General features: G+C 55.2%; 21 protein-coding genes. 6 read left to right on the top strand and 15 right to left on the bottom strand.

What is annotated here, in order from left to right; all coding sequences use genetic code 11:
* Positions 1 to 258: 258 nt before the first annotated feature.
* From atpC to JO972_RS10500, 9 genes are all read right to left on the bottom strand, one after another.
* Positions 259 to 666, bottom strand: a complete 408-nt coding sequence (atpC, locus tag JO972_RS10540) for an ATP synthase F1 subunit epsilon (RefSeq protein WP_309490008.1) — start codon at positions 664 to 666, stop codon at positions 259 to 261.
* A 102-nt stretch (positions 667 to 768) separates the two neighbouring features.
* Positions 769 to 2,238, bottom strand: a complete 1,470-nt coding sequence (gene atpD, locus JO972_RS10535; protein WP_309490007.1) for a F0F1 ATP synthase subunit beta — start codon at positions 2,236 to 2,238, stop codon at positions 769 to 771.
* A gap of 99 nt (positions 2,239 to 2,337) precedes the next feature.
* Positions 2,338 to 3,234 carry an ATP synthase F1 subunit gamma gene (gene atpG, locus JO972_RS10530; RefSeq protein WP_309490006.1) on the bottom strand — a complete coding sequence of 299 codons (897 nt, stop codon included), beginning with the start codon at positions 3,232 to 3,234 and terminating at the stop codon, positions 2,338 to 2,340.
* A gap of 55 nt (positions 3,235 to 3,289) precedes the next feature.
* Positions 3,290 to 4,822: a F0F1 ATP synthase subunit alpha gene (atpA, locus tag JO972_RS10525; RefSeq protein WP_309490005.1), complete on the bottom strand. Its 1,533-nt coding sequence runs from the start codon at positions 4,820 to 4,822 to the stop codon at positions 3,290 to 3,292.
* 45 nt (positions 4,823 to 4,867) lie between these two features.
* On the bottom strand, positions 4,868 to 5,260 hold the full coding sequence (locus JO972_RS10520; protein WP_309490004.1) for a F0F1 ATP synthase subunit delta: 393 nt from the start codon (positions 5,258 to 5,260) through the stop codon (positions 4,868 to 4,870).
* Positions 5,261 to 5,299: 39 nt separating this feature from the next.
* On the bottom strand, positions 5,300 to 5,836 hold the full coding sequence (gene atpF / locus JO972_RS10515) for a F0F1 ATP synthase subunit B (protein WP_309490003.1): 537 nt from the start codon (positions 5,834 to 5,836) through the stop codon (positions 5,300 to 5,302).
* Between the two features lie 133 nt (positions 5,837 to 5,969).
* Positions 5,970 to 6,170: an ATPase gene (locus tag JO972_RS10510; RefSeq protein ID WP_309490002.1), complete on the bottom strand. Its 201-nt coding sequence runs from the start codon at positions 6,168 to 6,170 to the stop codon at positions 5,970 to 5,972.
* A gap of 95 nt (positions 6,171 to 6,265) precedes the next feature.
* Positions 6,266 to 7,156 (bottom strand): F0F1 ATP synthase subunit A, encoded by an 891-nt coding sequence (locus JO972_RS10505; RefSeq protein ID WP_309490001.1) that lies wholly within the window; start codon positions 7,154 to 7,156, stop codon positions 6,266 to 6,268.
* Between the two features lie 218 nt (positions 7,157 to 7,374).
* Positions 7,375 to 8,748: a YiiX/YebB-like N1pC/P60 family cysteine hydrolase gene (locus tag JO972_RS10500; RefSeq protein ID WP_309490000.1), complete on the bottom strand. Its 1,374-nt coding sequence runs from the start codon at positions 8,746 to 8,748 to the stop codon at positions 7,375 to 7,377.
* 230 nt (positions 8,749 to 8,978) lie between these two features.
* Here JO972_RS10500 and JO972_RS10495 point away from each other — a divergent pair, with 230 nt between their 5' ends.
* Entirely contained in the window at positions 8,979 to 9,254 is a 276-nt protein-coding gene (locus tag JO972_RS10495) for an HU family DNA-binding protein (RefSeq protein ID WP_309489999.1), read from the top strand.
* Between the two features lie 87 nt (positions 9,255 to 9,341).
* Here the strand turns inward: JO972_RS10495 and JO972_RS10490 are convergent, their stop codons facing one another.
* The 4 genes from JO972_RS10490 to JO972_RS10475 all read right to left on the bottom strand — a co-directional run bounded on the left by JO972_RS10490 (position 9,342) and on the right by JO972_RS10475 (position 11,653).
* The gene (locus JO972_RS10490) at positions 9,342 to 9,851 is read right to left on the bottom strand and encodes an MgtC/SapB family protein (RefSeq protein ID WP_309489998.1); all 510 of its coding nucleotides are present in this window, start codon (positions 9,849 to 9,851) and stop codon (positions 9,342 to 9,344) included.
* Positions 9,852 to 9,882: 31 nt separating this feature from the next.
* On the bottom strand, positions 9,883 to 10,791 hold the full coding sequence (locus JO972_RS10485; RefSeq protein WP_309489997.1) for a mechanosensitive ion channel family protein: 909 nt from the start codon (positions 10,789 to 10,791) through the stop codon (positions 9,883 to 9,885).
* A gap of 123 nt (positions 10,792 to 10,914) precedes the next feature.
* A complete protein-coding gene (locus JO972_RS10480) occupies positions 10,915 to 11,082 on the bottom strand; it encodes a DUF1328 domain-containing protein (RefSeq protein WP_309489996.1) in 168 nt (55 codons plus the stop codon).
* A gap of 58 nt (positions 11,083 to 11,140) precedes the next feature.
* Complete coding sequence (locus JO972_RS10475; protein WP_309489995.1) at positions 11,141 to 11,653, bottom strand: ferritin-like domain-containing protein; 513 nt, start codon at positions 11,651 to 11,653, stop codon at positions 11,141 to 11,143.
* A gap of 279 nt (positions 11,654 to 11,932) precedes the next feature.
* On the opposite strand from JO972_RS10475, the gene JO972_RS10470 reads away from it, so the two are divergent.
* Entirely contained in the window at positions 11,933 to 12,721 is a 789-nt protein-coding gene (locus JO972_RS10470; protein WP_309489994.1) for an MlaE family ABC transporter permease, read from the top strand.
* A gap of 6 nt (positions 12,722 to 12,727) precedes the next feature.
* Here JO972_RS10470 and JO972_RS10465 read toward each other — a convergent pair whose 3' ends face one another.
* Positions 12,728 to 13,348, bottom strand: a complete 621-nt coding sequence (locus JO972_RS10465) for a PDZ domain-containing protein (RefSeq protein ID WP_309489993.1) — start codon at positions 13,346 to 13,348, stop codon at positions 12,728 to 12,730.
* A gap of 14 nt (positions 13,349 to 13,362) precedes the next feature.
* Positions 13,363 to 14,823: a hypothetical protein gene (locus tag JO972_RS10460; protein ID WP_309489992.1), complete on the bottom strand. Its 1,461-nt coding sequence runs from the start codon at positions 14,821 to 14,823 to the stop codon at positions 13,363 to 13,365.
* A gap of 177 nt (positions 14,824 to 15,000) precedes the next feature.
* On the opposite strand from JO972_RS10460, the gene msrB reads away from it, so the two are divergent.
* From msrB to arsJ, 4 genes are all read left to right on the top strand, one after another.
* Positions 15,001 to 15,567, top strand: a complete 567-nt coding sequence (gene msrB, locus JO972_RS10455; protein ID WP_309489991.1) for a peptide-methionine (R)-S-oxide reductase MsrB — start codon at positions 15,001 to 15,003, stop codon at positions 15,565 to 15,567.
* A gap of 182 nt (positions 15,568 to 15,749) precedes the next feature.
* Positions 15,750 to 16,070: an ArsR/SmtB family transcription factor gene (locus JO972_RS10450; protein ID WP_309489990.1), complete on the top strand. Its 321-nt coding sequence runs from the start codon at positions 15,750 to 15,752 to the stop codon at positions 16,068 to 16,070.
* Positions 16,071 to 16,110: 40 nt separating this feature from the next.
* Entirely contained in the window at positions 16,111 to 17,106 is a 996-nt protein-coding gene (locus JO972_RS10445) for an ArsJ-associated glyceraldehyde-3-phosphate dehydrogenase (RefSeq protein ID WP_309489989.1), read from the top strand.
* Positions 17,107 to 17,291: 185 nt separating this feature from the next.
* The gene (arsJ, locus tag JO972_RS10440; protein ID WP_309489988.1) at positions 17,292 to 18,479 is read left to right on the top strand and encodes an organoarsenical effux MFS transporter ArsJ; all 1,188 of its coding nucleotides are present in this window, start codon (positions 17,292 to 17,294) and stop codon (positions 18,477 to 18,479) included.
* Positions 18,480 to 18,733: the final 254 nt, after the last annotated feature.

Genomic DNA, 18,733 nt, shown 5'->3' with positions numbered 1-18,733 from the left:
AGAGGACTATTTATGTGCGGCAAATCAACTTGATGTTAAAAAATCTGCCCATCTCACAAAGCCTCATTTTTTCCATGATTCAGATTGTTCATTGTTCTGCTCACCCACCGCCTAACTTCCCACCGTAAACACAAAGTTCGTTAGTGGCCATCGATCGTATAGCTTGTGCCAAGTCCACTTACCTTTCTCACAAAACATAAAAAAGCCCCTATGCGATGTGCGCATAGGGGCTGATAAAGTAGGGATACTCGAAGGTTTTTAGTGTCGGTTACGACGCTTGACCTTAAGCTGAGCTGTGGACTTGGCGATCATGGCCTGCAATGCGGCGATATCGACGTCAGCTTCGTGCTCGGCATTTTCAAGAGCTTCCTTGGCACGCTCCATGGCTTTTTCCACGGCGGCCTCGTCGATGTCCTCACCGGCAAGGGCGAGGTCACAGAGGACAATGACTTTTTCCTGAGTCACCTCAACGAATCCTTCACCGACAGCGAGGACTTCCTCCTTGCCGTCTTTGAGGTAACGCAGTTCGCCGGGCTCCAAAGGAGTCACCAGGGCAGCGTGCAGTTCCAGAACGCCCATCTCACCCTCGGAAGAAGGCAGGTAGACGTTTTGCACGGTATCAGAGAAGATTTTTTTCTCCGGGGTGACGATATCGAGATGAAGCATGATTGAAGTCTGTTAGTATTTTGGTGTGTCGGATGTCAGTTTCAGTGTGCGAGCTCTGCTCGGTGGCATGACTGCTCACTAGCAAACTGCACACTGAGCAACTTAACTCGCGGATGTTTCGACAGTGTCGATGGAGCCCTTCATGTAGAAGTTACCCTCAGGCACGGAGTCGTGTGTGCCGTCGAGAATTTCGGCGAAGCCTTTGACGGTGTCCTCAACGGTGCAGAGCACACCAGGAACGTTGGTGAAGACCTCGGCCACGTGGAATGGCTGGGTGAGGAAACGCTGAATCTTACGAGCGCGGAACACGGTGAGCTTATCCTCATCGGAAAGTTCGTCCATACCGAGAATGGCGATGATGTCCTGCAGATCCTTGTAGCGCTGGAGAGTCAACTGAACGCCACGGGCGACGCGGTAGTGCTCTTCGCCAACCACTTCAGGGGCAAGTGCCTTGGAGTTGGATGCCAGTGGATCAACCGCTGGGAAGAGAGCCTGCTCAGCGAGCGAACGCTCAAGCACCACAGTGGCGTCGAGGTGAGCGAAGGTGTTGGCAGGAGCTGGGTCAGTCAAGTCATCCGCAGGAACGTAAACGGCCTGGATGGAAGTGATGGAGCCTTTGGTGGTGGAGGTAATACGCTCCTGAAGGCCGGCCATTTCCTCGGCGAGTGTTGGCTGGTAACCCACAGCGGAAGGTGTGCGGCCAAGAAGGGCGGACACCTCGGAACCGGCTTGGGAGAAACGGAAAACGTTATCCACAAAGAGCAGAACGTCCTGTCCGGATTCGTCACGGAAGTTTTCAGCCATGGCGAGAGCGGACAGTGCCACACGGAGACGGGCGCCTGGAGGCTCGTTCATCTGACCGTAGCAAAGTGCCACCTTGGATCCGTCCTTGAGGATTGGGTTGCCTTTTTCATCGAGCTTGGGATGACCGTTGTCGTCCTGCTCAACGGCGATAACGCCGGATTCGATCATTTCCCAGTAAAGGTCATTACCCTCACGAGTCCGCTCACCCACACCGGCGAAGACGGAGTAACCACCGTGTGCCTTCGCAATGTTGTTGATGAGCTCCATGATAACCACGGTCTTACCCACACCAGCACCACCGAACATACCGCCTTTACCACCTTTGATCAGTGGGCAGATGAGGTCGATCACCTTAATTCCGGTAACCAGAATTTCTGTGGTAGCGGACTGCTCAGTCAGGGAAGGAGCGGCGCGGTGAATAGGGGCGCGTTGGTCAGGGTTGGGAAGTGGCACGTTTTCGTCCACGATGTCACCAGTGACGTTGAAAATACGACCGAGAACCTGCTCGCCAACTGGGACCGAGATAGCAGCGCCGGTGTCAGTGAGGGTCATGCCACGCTTAAGGCCGTCCGTGGTGCTCATGGCCACAGCGCGAACCCAGCCGTCACCGAGGTGCTGCTGCACTTCGAGCACAAGCTTGGTTTTTTGGCCGAAGAGATCGTAGCTCAGCTCGAGGGCGTTGTAGATGTCTGGGAGCTTGTCAGCTTTTGAGAAGTCGGCATCGACGACGGCGCCGATGATCTGGACGATGGTTCCTTGGTTGGACATGGTGGTGTTTAGTTTGAAGTTGTTTGTTTTTGAAAATGAAGCGGTTGTTGGGAAATGGAGTGAGTGGCTGGCGGATTGAATTAACCCGCGCGGGCGGCATTACTCCATGGCTTTCATGGCGGTGGTGATCTCCAGAAGCTCGGCAGTAATCGCAGCCTGACGGAGTTTGTTATACTCAAGGGTGAGGTCCTTGATCATGTTCTTCGCGTTGTCCGTGGCGGACTTCATTGCTACCATACGAGCGGAGTGCTCGGAGGCGCGGGCTTCTACCAGCATCTGGTAGACCTGGAAGTTGATGTAAAGCGGCAACAGCTTATCGAGCACGCCTTCGGCGTTAGGCTCGAAGAGGTAGTCTTTGCCGAGGGCTGTTTCCTTGTCAGTTTCCTTGGCGTCACCGGTTCCGACACCTTCGTAGGCGCGTTTTTCAGCCAGAGTGTCTGCCTCGATCGGCAGCAGCTGGCTTACCCATGGCTCTTGGCGCAGGGTGGAGACGAAGTTGTTGAAGGCCACGCTGATGCGATCGTAGTCGCCGGCGAGGAATTTCTCGGTGACGAACTTGGCGATCGGTTTGGCATCGTTGAACGGAACCGGATCACCCACATGCCAATCGGCGATGAGGTTCCCATCGGCTTTGGCAATCTGCATGCGCAGCTTGCGGCCGACGGTGATGTAATCGGTGTCTTCCCCAGCGGATGAACGGACCTTCTTGAGAAGGTTGGTGTTCAGGCCTCCGCAGAGTCCCTTATCGGTGGAGATGACGAGCATCAGCTCCTTACCGCCTTCGCGCTTTTCGAGCAGCGGGTGGGATTCCTCGTCGGTGTTGTCCTTGAGGTTGGTCAACACCTGATTGAGGGAGTCCGCATATTCACGCCCGGCCACTGCCTGGTCCTGGGCTTTTTTCATCTTCGCCGCAGCGACAAGCTCCATCGCCTTGGTGATCTGCGAGGTGTTCTTGACCGACTTAATGCGGCGGCGGATGTCACGTAGGTTAGCCATGTGTTCTGTGGGCGGTAGTCAGTGGACGGTGGGCGGTGATGTCAGCTGGGCTGACTTACTTCCAAGAGCTCTTGAAGTCTTCGACGGCTGTCTTGAGACCTTCGAGAACGGAGTCGGTGAGGGCTTTTTCGTTGGCGATTTCCTGAAGGACATCGGACTTGCGCTCTTCCATGTAGGTTTCGAGTGCGTCCTGGCATTCTTTCACGCGCTCAACTTCAACATCGTCGAAGTAGCCGTTCTGCATGGACCAGAGCACTGCCACTTCCATGGCCATTGACTTAGGTGAGTATTGGTTCTGCTTGAAGAGCTCAACGATGCGAGCACCGCGATCGAGTTTCTTCTTGGTGCCTTCGTCGAGGTCGGAGCCGAACTGGGCGAACGCCTGAAGTTCGCGGAACTGGGCGAGGTCGAGCTTGGTTGTTCCTGCCACCTTCTTGATCGCCTTGGTCTGCGCTGCGGAACCCACACGGGATACAGAGAGACCCACGGAGATCGCTGGGCGGATACCTTGGTAGAAAAGGTCGGTTTCGAGGAAGATCTGACCATCGGTGATGGAAATCACGTTGGTAGGAATGTATGCGGAAACGTCACCAGCCTGAGTTTCAATGATCGGCAGGGCGGTGATGGAACCTCCACCCATGGCGTCGGAAAGACGGGCGGAGCGCTCAAGCAGGCGGGAGTGCAGGTAGAAAACGTCACCAGGGTAAGCTTCACGACCTGAAGGGCGGCGAAGAACGAGGGACACCTGACGGTATGCCACGGCTTGCTTGGAGAGATCATCATAAACGATGAGCACGTCCTCGCCTTGGTCCATGAGGTATTCGGCCATTGAGCAACCTGCGTATGGAGCCAGGAACTGGCTGGCAGCAGAGTCGGAGGCGGATGCCACAACGACGATGGTGTTATCCAGAGCACCGGCGTCCTCAAGGGTCTTCACGGTGCGGGTAACGTTGGAGAGTTTCTGACCGATGGCAACGTAGACGCAGCGCACTGGCTTGTGACCTTCCATGCGGCCTTCAGCGGCTTCGCGGTTCTGGTTGGCCTGGGAAATGATGGTGTCCACGGCAATGGTGGTCTTACCGGTGGAACGGTCACCAATGATCAGCTCACGCTGACCACGACCGATTGGGATCATGGCGTCGATGGATGCGATACCGGTCTGAAGTGGCACGGAAACCGACTTACGTTTAATGATGCCGGGAGCGATTTTCTCAACAGGATACTGATCAGCAGCATCGAGTTCGCCTTTGCCGTCAACTGGGTTACCAAGGGTATCGACTACGCGACCGAGCAGGCCGTTGCCGACAGGAACGGAGAGGAGCTTACCGGTGGTGCGGCACTCGTCACCTTCTTTGATGTGGAGACCGTCACCGAGGAACACGACACCGACTTCGCCTTCCTCAAGGTTGAGGGCGAGACCAGTGAGGCCGCCGGGGAATTCGATCATCTCGTTCAGCTGGACGTCGCTGAGGCCTTCGACTTTGGCCACACCGTCACCGGTCTCACGGACGATGCCGACGTTGCTTTTTTCAACTGTCGAAGAGACGTTGGCGATTTGTTGTTCAAGTTCCTGGAGGATGCTGCTCATGGCTTTGTTAGTTTGAAGTTATCAGATTGAAGTTTTTGAAGTTGCTTAGAAGGTGTTCACGAGGCGGTCGAGACGTGACTTGACGGAGCCGTCGAGAACATCATCACCGATGCGGATGCGAACCCCACCGAGAAGCTCGGGGGTGGTTTTGTAGGAGTAAGTCAGACCTTCGCCGTAACGATCGGCGAGGCTTTTCTCGACGCGCACGCGGCTGGCGGTGTCGAGATCCGCGGCGCTCTCGACGAGCGCTTGGCGGCTTTCTGCATCGATCCGGATCAGACGGTGCAGTGAGTGAAGGATCGCGCGGTAGTCACGTGGCTTTCTTTCCACGATCAGAGCGATGGCGGAGCGCATCTTGGCCTCATCCACTCGTCCATCGGGAGAGCAGAGGCGGAAAATCCGGCTGGCGGTGCGGGCGGCGTCCTTGGAAACTTTCATGAATTCAGTGGTCGGTAGAAAGTGGGTAGTCAGCAGGGATTAGCCTTCCACCGTGGCGAGCGCTTCTTCGTTGATGCGCTTCTGGTCGTCGTCGGTAAGAACCTTGCCGGTGACGGTGGCGGTGGTGGCGGTGACCAGGCGACCGAATTCCTGCTTGAGCTCGGCCTGCATGGCGCTGCGCTCAGCTTTGGCGGCTTCTTCGGCTTTCGCGAGAATGGTTTGAGCGGAGGCGATGGCTTCCTGAGCCTTCTTCTCGGAGATGGCGGCGGCGCTTTCCTTGGCCTCGGTGATCAGGCGTTGGGCATCGGCATTGGCGGCATCGATGGCTTCCTGAGTTTGCTTCTCGCTATCGGCGAGTTGCTGCTCGATGCGTTTGAGCTTCTCTTCGCCCTCGGCGATGCGGTTTTTACGCTGCTCAAGCATGGCCTGGATGGGACCGAAGGCGAACTTCTTGAGCACCAGGATCACAATAATGAAGTTAACGAGCTGAGCGATGAGATACGGCCAAGCCACTCCGAAAGTCTCGAGGAGTCCGGACTTGCCTGTTTCGGCTGCTGCTAAATACAAGGGAGACATGATATTGTGATGTATGTTTGAAAAAAGAACGTCCTACGTGGACGGAAGAGTGAGGGCCTGAGAAAGTGAAAGGTGAGTGCTGCGGAAACCGATGATCTCCGCAGCACCCGGTAATTGGGTTGCGCTCGGCGGATTAACCGTAGTTAACAGCGAATGCGGAGAGGATGAAGATACCCTCGATAAGCGCGGCAAGAATGATGGAGATGGTCAGAACTGGAGTCGCTGCACCGGGGTTACGGCCAGTTGCTTCAGCTGCTTTGGATCCGAGGATTCCGATTCCGATTCCGCCAGCGAGTGCTGCGAGCGCGACTGCGAATGCTTTAGTAAATACCATGATATTAGTTGGTTTGGTGTTGGTTATTTGGTTTGGTGTTTTCGGTAGCCCCCACTGTTTGCCTATGGTCTGACTGCCAAAAGTTGGAAAATTGTTTAGTGTGCGTGCTCTTCGTCGTGGTGATCATCGTGGTCACCGTGATCGCAGATCAACTTCAGGAAGACGGCACTCAGCAGAGTGAACACCAGGGCCTGAATGAGGCCGACCAGCAGCTCCATGAAGTAGAAGGGCAGCGCAGGAAGGAAAGCGAGGTATTCAGGCACGAGGGCCATGAGGCCGCCGAGCGTCTGCTCACCACCGTAGATGTTACCGAAGAGACGGAAACTGAGGGCCACTGGGCGAATGGCGATGGAGATCACCTCAAGGATACCGACCATGAAGAAGATCACCACCATACCGACGAGCATGGCACCTTTGAAGTCGCCTTTGGGGGCGAAGATGTGAGCCAAGAAGTTCTTGGCACCATTCTCAGTGAAGGCCCAGTAGAACCAGAGCAGCGCGAAGGTGAAGGACATGGCACCGGTCATATTAAGGTCGGCATTACCACCGCGGAGAAGACCCTGCACGTGACCAGCGGCATCAACGTAGGTGATGGTGCCGACGCCGGGAAGGAGTGCAAGGTAGTTGACGATCAAAATCAGCAGGAAGGTGCCGCCGAAGAACCAGAAAGTGCGTTTCACCAGGTGATCACCGAGGATGCTGCCGAAGAAATTGTAAAGGCTCTCAATCAGCCACTCAGCGAAGTTCTGGAAGCCTGTGGGAACGATATCCATCTTGCCGGTTGCTGCTTTGCAGAACAGGAAAATAAGAGCCGCACCCATCCAGACCATAATCATGGAGTTGGTGACCCAGAAAAACGGAGTCCCTTCAAATGGAGAGTGAGGATAAAGCGGGAGCTGGTGACCAGCCGCCGCAGAAGCAGCCCCTGAGAAGAGGAACAAGAAGATTGCGGGTAAGAAAACGCGCGCTGAGAGAAATCTAGCCATGGAATCGGTGCCAATTCATTAACCGGCGCGCGGTCTTTATCGTGCCAGCGAATGCCGCGCAAGACTATTTGTGAAATATTTCACAAACTATTGCGTGCCTGAGGTAAGTCATTGGAAAAAAAGCAGATACTTTGTGACGGGCATGTCACTGCGCAAGCCCAGTAAGAGCCCGCATTCGCTCACTTTTCATCATGGATTTTCACAAAATAAACCATGTTTTAATATATCCGCACGATATTCTCCTCCACCCCGTAATCGGCGATTTTTTCGAAACACCCAGACCCCAGCGCCTGCTCGATCAAATCTTCCGCCGAGAGACAGGATCGACCGCTGTGTTGGCGTAGCTCGAAACGGACCGGACCGATGCCGTGATAGCCCCGATAAACCACCTCCGTGCAGGCCAGTCGATCCGCCTTGCGAAAATCGAAGACAAAGTCATACAGCTTCCCCTCATGACTCATCGCCCTGGTCAGCGCCTCGGCACATTCTGCCTGCGCCAGCTTCGGCCTGAGCACCATGAAGGCGTCCACCTGCAGTGTATCCTCGAAGGCACGAAAGAGCACTCCGTCTTTTTTAGCCTCTAAAAAGCGGACCAGCTCCAGACAGCGGGAATCGTCCGCAGGGGTCGGCACTCCGAGTAAGCCCCGCTCCTCGGCACTGCCTATATAAAGTGCCGCATGGGGCCAAAATCCCGGCAGGAAGAGGTTGCTGAGAGCATCGTCGTGACGGGTGACAAAGACATCGCCGGGACGCAACAGCGCGGAAATGGTTGCCATTACCTCGGCGGTCACCCGTTTCAGCTGACCCGGCGACCGCTGAGGCGCATCGGCCGCCAAGACACCAAAGGGCTGCCGCAGCTCGGCCACCGCACTGCCACTGAGCTTGAGCAGGTGGAACATCACTTTCTTGTATCCGGACACGTGACGGCGTTTGAACGAGTGCAGTCGGTAATCCCACTTCCGCTTCAAGTAGTCGCGCTTGCGGTATTGTAAAAATGGCTCCTCAATTTTAAGCACAGCCACCAGCTCCCCGATCACCGGGTCGGCCTCATGGACGGCAATATCCTCGCGGTGCACTTCGTAAAACATCAGCGCCTCGTGAAAACGCCACATCCTTCTGGACGCCACCAGGTTCTTGTAAATCCGCGTGTAGCTCTTCACCGGTATGCCGAAGCGTGGTTCCGGCTCATCGAGCTTCTTCCACACCACCGGACGCTCCGCTGCCAGATCGACAATGAACTTTGCCGAGCGCACCAGCATCGTGGCCGCCGCGAACCCCACCACAAATGCCTGCAGTCGCTTTTCCCAGACCAGCTCCGCATCGTCCGACAACTCTCCCAAACGATCGAAGATCGGCTGGATCGAATCCACCGTTTCCAACAATGCGGCGCGCACTGTTAGATAGCGTGAGAACACAGCGCGGATCCGCTCGTCTTCGTCCGGGAGAAAGTAGCCACGAGCCTCCGCCGCGGCGGCATCAGCGAGCTCGCTAGCCATCTCATCGCGCTGCGGCATCGCCGGCGCGATCGACCTAACAGACCTGGCCGCTGTTTGTATCATCCGCGAGACATCGGACAGGGTATCCTCACTCATTTCTGCATTTTGCTCACATATCTTCACCAGCGTCAACCCGCCAAAGTAGAGGCAACTCTTCACACCTAACAGAATCTAACAATTATATATATCGTAACCATGGGCATTTGCGCGTCATCATATCCCTTCTTCGCGAAGCAAAAAAACGCCGCAAGTCAAGCCCCAGCGAAGGAAAATAGACGATTATTTAACTTTACAGAATGAATGCCCAGTGCGAAAAAAACATCGTTATGAACAAATCCGAACTCGTCGAAGCAATTCAGAAATCCCTTGGTAAAGACGCAACCAAACGTTGTGCAGAAGAATCACTTGCAGCCGTTCTCGACTGCATCGCCAAGGGTGTGAAGAAAGACGGCAAAGTCCAACTCATTGGCTTTGGCACTTTTGAAGTCAAGAAGCGTGCAGCTCGCATGGGCCGCAACCCTAAAACTGGCGAAGCCATGAAAATCAAGGCCTCCAAGACCGTTGGTTTCAAGGCTTCTTCCAGCCTCAAAGGTTCCCTCTAAGGTTTCCTACTGAATCAGTTAACATCAACCCACGTCACTGCAAAGTGCCGTGGGTTTTTTGTGCCCTGACGCTTGATCCAGATCGACTTAGCGATCGGAGCCCTCATCTTTATCCGCATCCTGGTCAGATTTCTCATTCGAGCCCTCATCCCAGTCGCTCTCCGGCTTCACAACCTTGCCGTAGCGCAGCGAGAAGAAACAGACAGCTGCGAGAGCGACGGCATTTTCGTAGCGCTCAAGAGCGCAGGCCATACCGAGTGCCCCAGTCAGCCAGATAGCCGCCGCCGTGGTCATGCCGTGGACTTTTTTCGATTGTTTCAAAATCACCCCGCCCCCGAGGAATCCGAGACCTGTGATAACCCCATTGTAGGCACGCGAAAAAACTTCATTACTCCCCGAGGAATCCACCCCCACAGCCATCAGCACAAAGGCGCATGAGGAGACGGCCACCAAGGGGAAGGTGCGCACACCGGCTGAACGTGCTGCCTTTTCCCGGTCCCAGCCAATCGGTAGAGAGAGTAGGTAGGCGATGCCCATGATGCTTAGATTCCGCACTACGCTGGATGGATCAAAGTCCGGCATCCATGCCAAGTCCATGGCAGTTAAAGTAGCCTGCTCGAGAGATGGATTAGGCCACGTCATCGCATAATTCTTCCGTTTCTTCGTCGGAGTTGCACGACTGGTAAGGCTGCGTGGTGAGCGGCTCCTTAAAGGTTAGCGTTCTGTATGGGAACGGGATTTCAATACCGGCGTCATCGAGCGCTTTTTTGATCTTCAACACCGCTTCTGCCTTCGCTTCGCGCTGCTGCATGGGCGAGGAACCAGCCCAGAAGAGCACCTCGAAATCGATGCTGCTGCTGCCAAATTCCGTCGGTAACACCTTGACCGGCTGGTTATGGTCGAGCTGTTCTAGGCCCTCCACCGTTTTCAAAATCACCGACTGAGCCTCAGCAACGTCGGTATCGTAGGAAACGCCCACCGTCATTTCCACCCGGCGCAGCTTGTCGTAAGTCAGCACCTCGACTGGTTCAGTCACCAGCTTTGAATTGGGCACGATGATCAGTTCGCCTGAAGTGTCGCGGATTTGGGTATGGCGCAGTTCGATGCTTTTTACCCGACCTGCAATGTCACCACACTCGATCATATCGCCTTCCTCGAAAGGGAACTTCCACAGCAGCATCACGCCGGCGAAGAAGTTCTGGAAGATATCTTTGAAGGCCAGACCCACCGCCACTGAAACCAAACCGGCAGCGCCGAGAGCCTTCGAGGGAGTTAAGCCGGGGAAAACCACCATCGCCGCAGCAACGATACCGATGATCCAGACTCCCGTTTTAGCCAAACGTGCCAGCAATTGCACCAAGGAGTCGCGAAAAGAAAACTTCCCCAGTGTCGAGTTCATCACCTTGCTCACCATTGAGGCGACAAACCAGGTGAGGATAAGCACGAAGACCGCACCCACCAGAAACGGGACACGCTCCAAGGTTCCCTGCCAAATACTGGTCAGGGACTTCATGATAACTTCTTGGGCTTCGGACATGGTAGCGGGGGCTAATTGTTAGGAAAAGGGTCGCGGCTGGCACGGCAATCTATGTGCCAGCCGCGTGTTCGTTTTGTGTGTGGTGTGTGTGTGTTGTGTAACGAAAAGTGGTTGGGAGACTTTCTAGCGGGAGCCTCTGGCGACATGACCGAGAGCTGACAGGAGAAAGAGAGCGAGAAAGACAAAGAAGCTGATTTGAGCTGTCCCCATAGCCGACCCGGCCAAGCCCCCAAACCCAAGGACGGCGGCGATGTAGGCGAACACGAGACTAGTCACAGCAAAGTGAAACATGAATGAGTTAGGCGTAATCGTTAGATACTCGAAAGGACGGTGAGTTATACAAATTGAGTTAATAGGTGAGGCAATGCTTCTCCTCCTCAGACATTCTTCCGGCAGCCACCTCGCGGTCTTCGATCTCACGCAGGATGCCGGTGAATTCGCGGCGGTGCATTTCTTCATCAGCTAACAATCTCACCGCCAGGTCCTGGGTCGCCGGGTCAGCACCTTCGGCCATTTCCGCGAGCAGACGGTAGTGTTGAATGGCAGACTCTTCGGCGGTCACCACGCCGCGCACCACATAATCGATGCCGGATTGCTCCTGCGACGGCTGCAAGTAGCGTTGGTTCTTGTTCAGCTGCATGCTGCCGGGAACCACACCGCCGAGGACGTAAATGCGTTCGGCGAGCAGGCGGGCATGAGCGAGTTCAACCTGCACATCTTTCGCCAGCATCTCCTTGATTGTCTGGGCATGCAGCCCATCAAGATTGACCGACCAGCTGAGGTAATTTTCCGCCGTTTCCAGCTCGGCTGAATAGGCCGTCTGCAGCAGATCGATTAGCTTTTCTCTCAGTTCTTGGGTCATGGTCGTCATACCCCACCCTCTTTGCAGGCGACATACCAAGGCAGTGTTGAGATCCAGAACAACTCTTGAATGTCCTGTAAAATCAAAGAGTTTCGATCTTCCACCCCCGAGTGATCACTGGTCGCCTACGTGCTCAAATGATGCAAAATGCACGGTCATCACTTTTCTGGAGGTTGCATTTTACCACCATGTCGTGCATGCCAGCGGCGAGATCCGACTGATCAACGGCTCGGTATTTTTCATGTTGGCTTGTGCCTAGCTTGGCACTAGTTTGCAGGCATGCTTGCTGCCATTGGCCGACCACTGTTAGGTTTTATCAATTACCTGGGCGAGCTTGCCGAGTTGACTCGGCAGATCATCGAATCCTTGCTGTTAGGAAAACAACGTTGGCGCCTGATGATCGATCAGCTGGTGGAGATCGGATTCAGATCGCAGCCGGTGGTCATCATCACCGGAGCATTTGTGGGTGCCGTGCTGGCGGCGCAGGGGCTGTTTCAGCTTAGCGGATTAAAAATGGAGTCTATGGGCGGCGCCCTGGTCAGTGTGGGCATGTTGCGCGAGCTCGGCCCCACCCTGACCGGCATCATGCTCGCCGGGCGGGTCGGAGCATCGATGTCAGCAGAGATCGGCACCATGAAAGTCACCGAGCAGATTGACGCCCTGCGCTCGATGAGCGTGCACCCGATCGATTACCTGGTCACCCCGCGCCTGATTGCCATGATCGTTTCGGTGCCCCTTCTGATCACCGAGGCCGCCGCTTTCGGCATTGCTGCCAGCTGGGTGGTGGGCACCCAAACCTTCGGTGTGTCCGAGGCATGGTGGTCGCTGCACACGCGGGAGCACACCGATCTGGCCGACATTTACATCGCACTGATCAAGGGCTCCGTCTTCGGCGTGCTGATCGTGCTGATCTCCTGTCATCAGGGACTCAAGGCCTCGCACGGTGCCGTAGGCGTCGGCCAGGGCACCACACGGGCAATGGTCTTTTCCTCGCTGGCCATTCTGATTTTCAACTTCTTCCTGACCATGCTGATGAACATCTTCTTCCCCATCGGCCTGGCGGGGTGATGCCGGCTACGGCTTGGCAAACATGACCAGGGTTTTCCGGGTGCGTTTCATCATCGAGCTCCAGCTGGCGGCTTGCTCGGATCGTCGCACTTTCAGCTCAAGAGGGATCGACTCTGGCCACTGCGCCAGCAACTGAGCGAACCGGTTCCGTGAGTTCTCCGAGGCTAGCCGAATACCGGCACAGACGTCAACGACATCACCCGGAAGTAGGCCGGCACGATCCGCCGGACTGCCTTTTTGCACACGATCGATCATCGGAATGGAGCTGATCTTGTCTTTTTGGAAAAAAAGATACCAGGTAATCGTGGCACCGTGAACTGCAGATGCCGACTGCGACTCTCCGATCTCCTTGACCTTTTCAAGCGCCCTCTTGGCACTGGCATACTGATTATCGTCACCAGAGAACTTGGCCAGCACCAGCGCCTCTTTCAGTTCCTTTGCATGTTTGAGAGAAGTCAGTGCAAACAACTTTTGCTCACTCGCACTGAACTCTTTGCCAGCCAGGAGTAGGGACGCCACCTTGGCCACATTAGGAATCTGTTTGGGGGCCGATTTCGGATTCGCTAGCAACTGAGTGCTCAATACCATCACGCAGGCAACAATCTGGAAGGATAAATTTTTCATCATCAAATACTATGTGTTTATTCGGCAAAACGGGCATCGGCTGGAATGTCCCCTGCTTTTTTGAGCATCTCAAAGGCCTCGCGGCGGTATTTTTCAGACATGGGATATCCCAGCTCGACCAATCGTCGGTATTCCTTGCTCTCCTTTTCAGAGAATTGCTCGGCCTTCTTAACGAGCTTTTCAGCGTAATCGATCACCCATTGGTTCTCGCTCTTCCGATAATTTTTCAAATAGCACTGCGCCGCGGCCGCCCCACGCACGAGATCATAACAAGGGTATTTTTCATCCTCCGCACAAAGCCAAAACACATAATAGAGCGCATCACTCGAACGATTGGAGAGATAGTAAAGGTTGGCAAAACCGAGATCAGCTTCCGCCTTGGGTGCTCTTTTGTGGATGTATCTGTCCACTCGCAAGAGGCCAAGTTCGTCATGAGCGACGTAGAAACCATTTGCTATCAGCCCCTTTAACAATTTCTCCGCCAAGGGGTGGTTTTTCTTACCCCCACGAGCCATCTGGGTCGCATAGGTGTATACAACCCGATTTTCACGGATGCCGGCATCGTAGGCATACCTCGCAGCTCGGCGTGCCGTTGGCACATTGCTTTTAACTAATGTTCGCCTCTTCCCCTCATGATAATCCCTATACCCATAACCCATCCATTTAGTCAGAACCCTCACTGCATCAAGGTTTCCTAGATTGGCGGCACGAACTTGTAACATCACGCCCTTATGCTTGTCTCCTCCGGGAAGCTCTAGCTCTTCCCAACTGCGGCGAAACATCGCGTTAGGATGATTTAGCTCAACTCCCTCTTGCAGCATCGCTCTAGCCTCGGCAATGAGCTTGGGAGTCAAGATTGCTTCATAGCCGCGGCTTTCTCCCGAGTGATGGAGGTAGGAAATTGACATTGCACTGAAGACATCTCTCGACGCCCTGAAGGCCTTGACACGGTAACGGTAGCTCTCACGCCGATCCATTTTCGCATAATCGTCCTCCAACAACAAATTTGCCCTGGCTCCCAATGCCCTGATGGCACCTTTAGCATCCGCTTGATCGAGAAGCTTTTCGATCTCTGCACATTTTGTAGCATCCTCAGTGGGACTGTACGTTGCCACATCAACCATGGCGTCCGCCATCCCAAGCTCAACCAATCGCTCCCACTTCTTCATCGCCGCCGCCTCGTCCTGCTTGATGCCAGTGCCCAAATACTGACATTTTGCCTCCAAACGCATGCCCACCAGCGAGCCCGCCTGTGCCGCCTGTTTCGCCCGTTGATAGATCAACTTGGCGTCGTAGGGTAGCTGTAGCAAGCTCCTGCGCGCGCAGTAGGCCCACTCGGCCAAGGCATCAGGATCTTGTTTTTGCACCCCGGCTAACAACTCGTTCCGATCCCACAGTTTGCCATTCCAGGCGCCATCGGGGATGTTTGCCGCACTCAGCGGAGCGATTAAAAGACACCATATTACGAGCCATTTCATGCAACACAGCATGATCAAACAAAGCCACCCACGACAACATTTTTCTAACACCACATTTGGACAAAACCTCACCCCTTTGGCATCGTCCGACATCCACCTCGGTTGACATCCCAGCACTGCGATGGAATAATTTGCCACACCTGCGGCTCTTACGTTTCAAATCCAACAAGCCACATTATGAAATCGACCGCTCCACTCATCCGCCGCCTTTTCCTACTGATATTCAGTGCGGGAATCGCCTTCCACAGCCTGGCAGCCGACCCCAAGAAACCCATGTCCACATCCGAAGAACCACCCGCCCAGCCTGAGAAAAAAGTCACTAAGTCCGATGCCGATTGGAAAAAGGAACTGACACCGGAGCAATACCGCGTCGCCCGTCAATCAGGCACCGAGATGCCCAATGGCGAGGTTTATCAGCAATTCAAAAAACAAGGCAGCGGCACCTACTACTGCGTCGCTTGCAACGCCAAGCTGTTTTCCTCCAAGGAGAAATTCGACGCCCGCTGCGGCTGGCCATCATTCTATGATCCGGCCAATGCCAAGAACGTCAAAACCCTGATGGATCCCGACGGCATGCGTCTGGAAGTTCGCTGCAATGTCTGCGACGCCCACCTCGGCCACGTCTTCAGCGGAGAGGGATTCAACACCCCCACCGACAAACGTTACTGCATCAACGGCATCGTGCTGAAATTCGTGCCCGACCGTGCTACGGACGAAAAACCAGACAGCAAGACTAAGAAATAGTCGATTGCCGACGAACTCCTGACCCTTCTTTACCACCCCGTCACCTCTCCTCAGGTGACGGGGTGTTTTGCGTCGATCGCCAGGAGAAAGCCTCGATCACAAGCTCACCGACTCCTTTTGTGACGATTGATTCACATGATCTTCGGTTGACCGTCGGCTTATTGTTTGATATTTCCATAACCATGGAACTTAAAGAAGCCGCGGTCGCATTGTCAGCCCTCGCCCAGCCATCTCGTCTGGAAGTCTTCCGGCTACTGGTCACTCGTGGCGACGACGGCCTCTGTGCCGGCGACCTTTCCAAGCAGCTCGGCATCCCCAAGCCCACCCTCTCGTTTCACCTCAAGGAACTCAGCCACGCCGGACTGATCAACTCCGAACGCCAGGGCCGCTCGATCATTTATAGCCTGAATGTCACCGGAATGAGCTCGCTGATGAGCTTCCTCACCGAAGACTGCTGCCAGGGAAAACCCGAACTCTGCTCACCCAATCAAGGATGCTGTTAGCCTCCGAAATTTTCACCTTCATCCAACAACCACTGAAACAATGAACATCGCAATCAACGGATTCGGCCGCATGGGTCGGCTCGGCTTTCGTGCCGGCTGGGACAACGACGCCTACACCATCAGCCACATCAACGAACTTCATGGCGGACCAGAAACCGCCGCCCATTTGTTAGAATACGACACGGTGCACGGTCGCTGGGACCGCGAGATCGGTTTTGGCGAGGACAGCATCAGCATCGACGGCCGAGAGGTTCGCTACGGCAATGCCAAGACGCCCGCCGAGATGGACCTCGAGGGCGTGGACATCGTCATCGACAGCACCGGAGTGCATAAATCCCCCGAAACGCTGCAACCTTACTTTGACGCCGGAGTCAAGAAAGTCATCGTCGCCGCCCCGGTGAAACAGGGCGCGCTGAACGTCGTCATGGGCTGCAATGACCATCTCTACAACCCGGCCGTGCACAACATCCTCACCGCCGCCTCCTGCACCACCAACTGCCTAGCTCCGGTGGTGAAAGTGATGCAGGAAAAAATTGGCATCAAACACGGCATGATCACCACCATGCACGATTTGACTAACACGCAGACCATTGTCGACGCCCCCCACAAGGATCTGCGCCGCGCCCGTTCCTGCGTCAACTCGCTGATCCCCACCACCACCGGCTCGGCGACCGCGATTACCATGATCTATCCGGAGCTGAAAGGAAAGCTGGATGGAGTTGCCGTGCGCGTGCCACTGCTGAACGCCTCGCTCACCGACTGTGTTTTCGAGATGGAAAAAGCCACCAGCGTCGAGGAAGTCAACGCCTTGCTCAAGGCCGCGTCCGAGAACGAACTGCAAGGCATCCTCGGCTACGAGGAAAAGCCACTGGTCTCCGCCGATTACACCAACGACGTCCGCTCCGGCATCGTCGATGCCCCCAGCACCATGGTCACCAACGGCACCCAGGTGAAAATCCTCGTCTGGTATGACAACGAAGTCGGCTACGCCAACCGCATGATGGAACTGACCGCCATGGTGGCTCGTTCGATCTAAGCGCGTATCTAGCGAATGGTGCGAATTTTTCCTGAGCACAATGAAACAGATACCCACCACGGAACACACTGAATCATCGGAACACGCTATAACAGCTTCCGTTTATTCCGTTCATTCTGTGGTTCTCAACTGAATAATCAACCTTCGTAAATTCGCGTGATTCGTCAGATTCGCGGTCCAAAATAATGAACAAAAAAAGCTACGCCATCGTCACCGCCTCCTACTGGGGATTCACCCTCACGGACGGCGCGCTGCGCATGCTAGTGCTGCTGCACTTCCATGCGCTCGGCTACTCGCCGGTCAGTCTTGCCTTCCTGTTTTTGCTCTACGAATTTTGCGGAGTTTTAACAAACTTGTTAGGAGGTTGGCTGGGCTCACGCACCGGGCTGAAGTTCACCCTTTATGCAGGGCTGACGCTACAAGTCATCGCGCTGGTCATGCTCTCGCTGATGAACCCCGGCTGGGCCACCGCGGTCTCGGTGAGCTACGTGATGGCCTCCCAGGCACTCTCAGGCATCGCCAAGGACCTCACCAAGATGAGCTCGAAAAGTGCGGTGAAACTGCTGGTGGCCGATCAATCGGGCGCCTTGTTCAAGTGGGTCTCGATTCTTACCGGTTCAAAAAATGCCCTGAAGGGGGTTGGCTTCCTGTTAGGTGGCGTGCTGCTGACCTGGCTTGGTTTCGACGGCGCGCTGTGGGCGATGGCTGGAGGTTTGGCCATCGTGCTCATCGCCGCGTTGCTGACACTCAAAGAAGACATGGGGAAAACCAAGCAGAAGGTGAAGTTCAATCAGCTGTTTTCCAAGAGCCGCGAGATCAACTGGCTCTCGGCGGCGCGACTGTTTCTCTTTGCCTCGCGTGACGTTTGGTTCGTCGTTGCCCTGCCGGTTTTTCTCAAAGAGAGTCTGGGCTGGAGTTTTAATCAGGTCGGCTCCTTCATGGCCGCCTGGGTCATCGGCTACGGTTTTGTTCAGGCGGCAGCGCCCAAGTTGGTGAGGAAATCCGATCCTAACCAAGCCGCCATCACCTGGGCCGGCATTCTAGCCGCTACCACGGCGGCACTGGCAGTGGCGATGGTGTTCGAGTTCCACCCGGTCGCATCCCTGCTCACCGGGCTGGGCTTGTTTGGCATCGTCTTCGCGGTTAACTCGGCGGTGCATTCCTACCTAATCCTCAACTTCACCGACGACGATCAGGTCGCGCTCAATGTGGGCTTTTACTACATGGGAAATGCTTGGGGCAGGCTGCTCGGCACCTTGCTTTCCGGGGTGATGTTTCTCGTTGGAGGCCTCTCTGCCTGTCTCTGGACCAGCGCCGCCCTAATTGTCATCGCCCTCGTCTGCTCGATCCCCTTGCGGCAAAAGTCGGCATGACAGTCATGCCGGCCGGTAGGGTTGCTTTGCCAAAGTAACCGGATCGAAGCCATCCACCTCGGCCTCACGATGAAGGGAGCAGTGGCTTCGGGGTCGATTTTTCCAGACCCAGACGCCAATGGCACCGTCCGGCGGCATGAGGCCATGCCGCCCTACCAACTAACAATCAGCCTCACCGCCACACTTGTTCATCGCTTCTCCCTGATCACCCTGATGGGTCGCAGACAATTCCGAACCAATAACGCATGTCTCAC

Origin of the sequence: Oceaniferula flava (assembly GCF_016811075.1) — a bacterium.
Lineage (GTDB): Bacteria > Verrucomicrobiota > Verrucomicrobiia > Verrucomicrobiales > Akkermansiaceae > Oceaniferula > Oceaniferula flava.
This window is presented reverse-complemented; position numbering and strand designations above follow the sequence as displayed.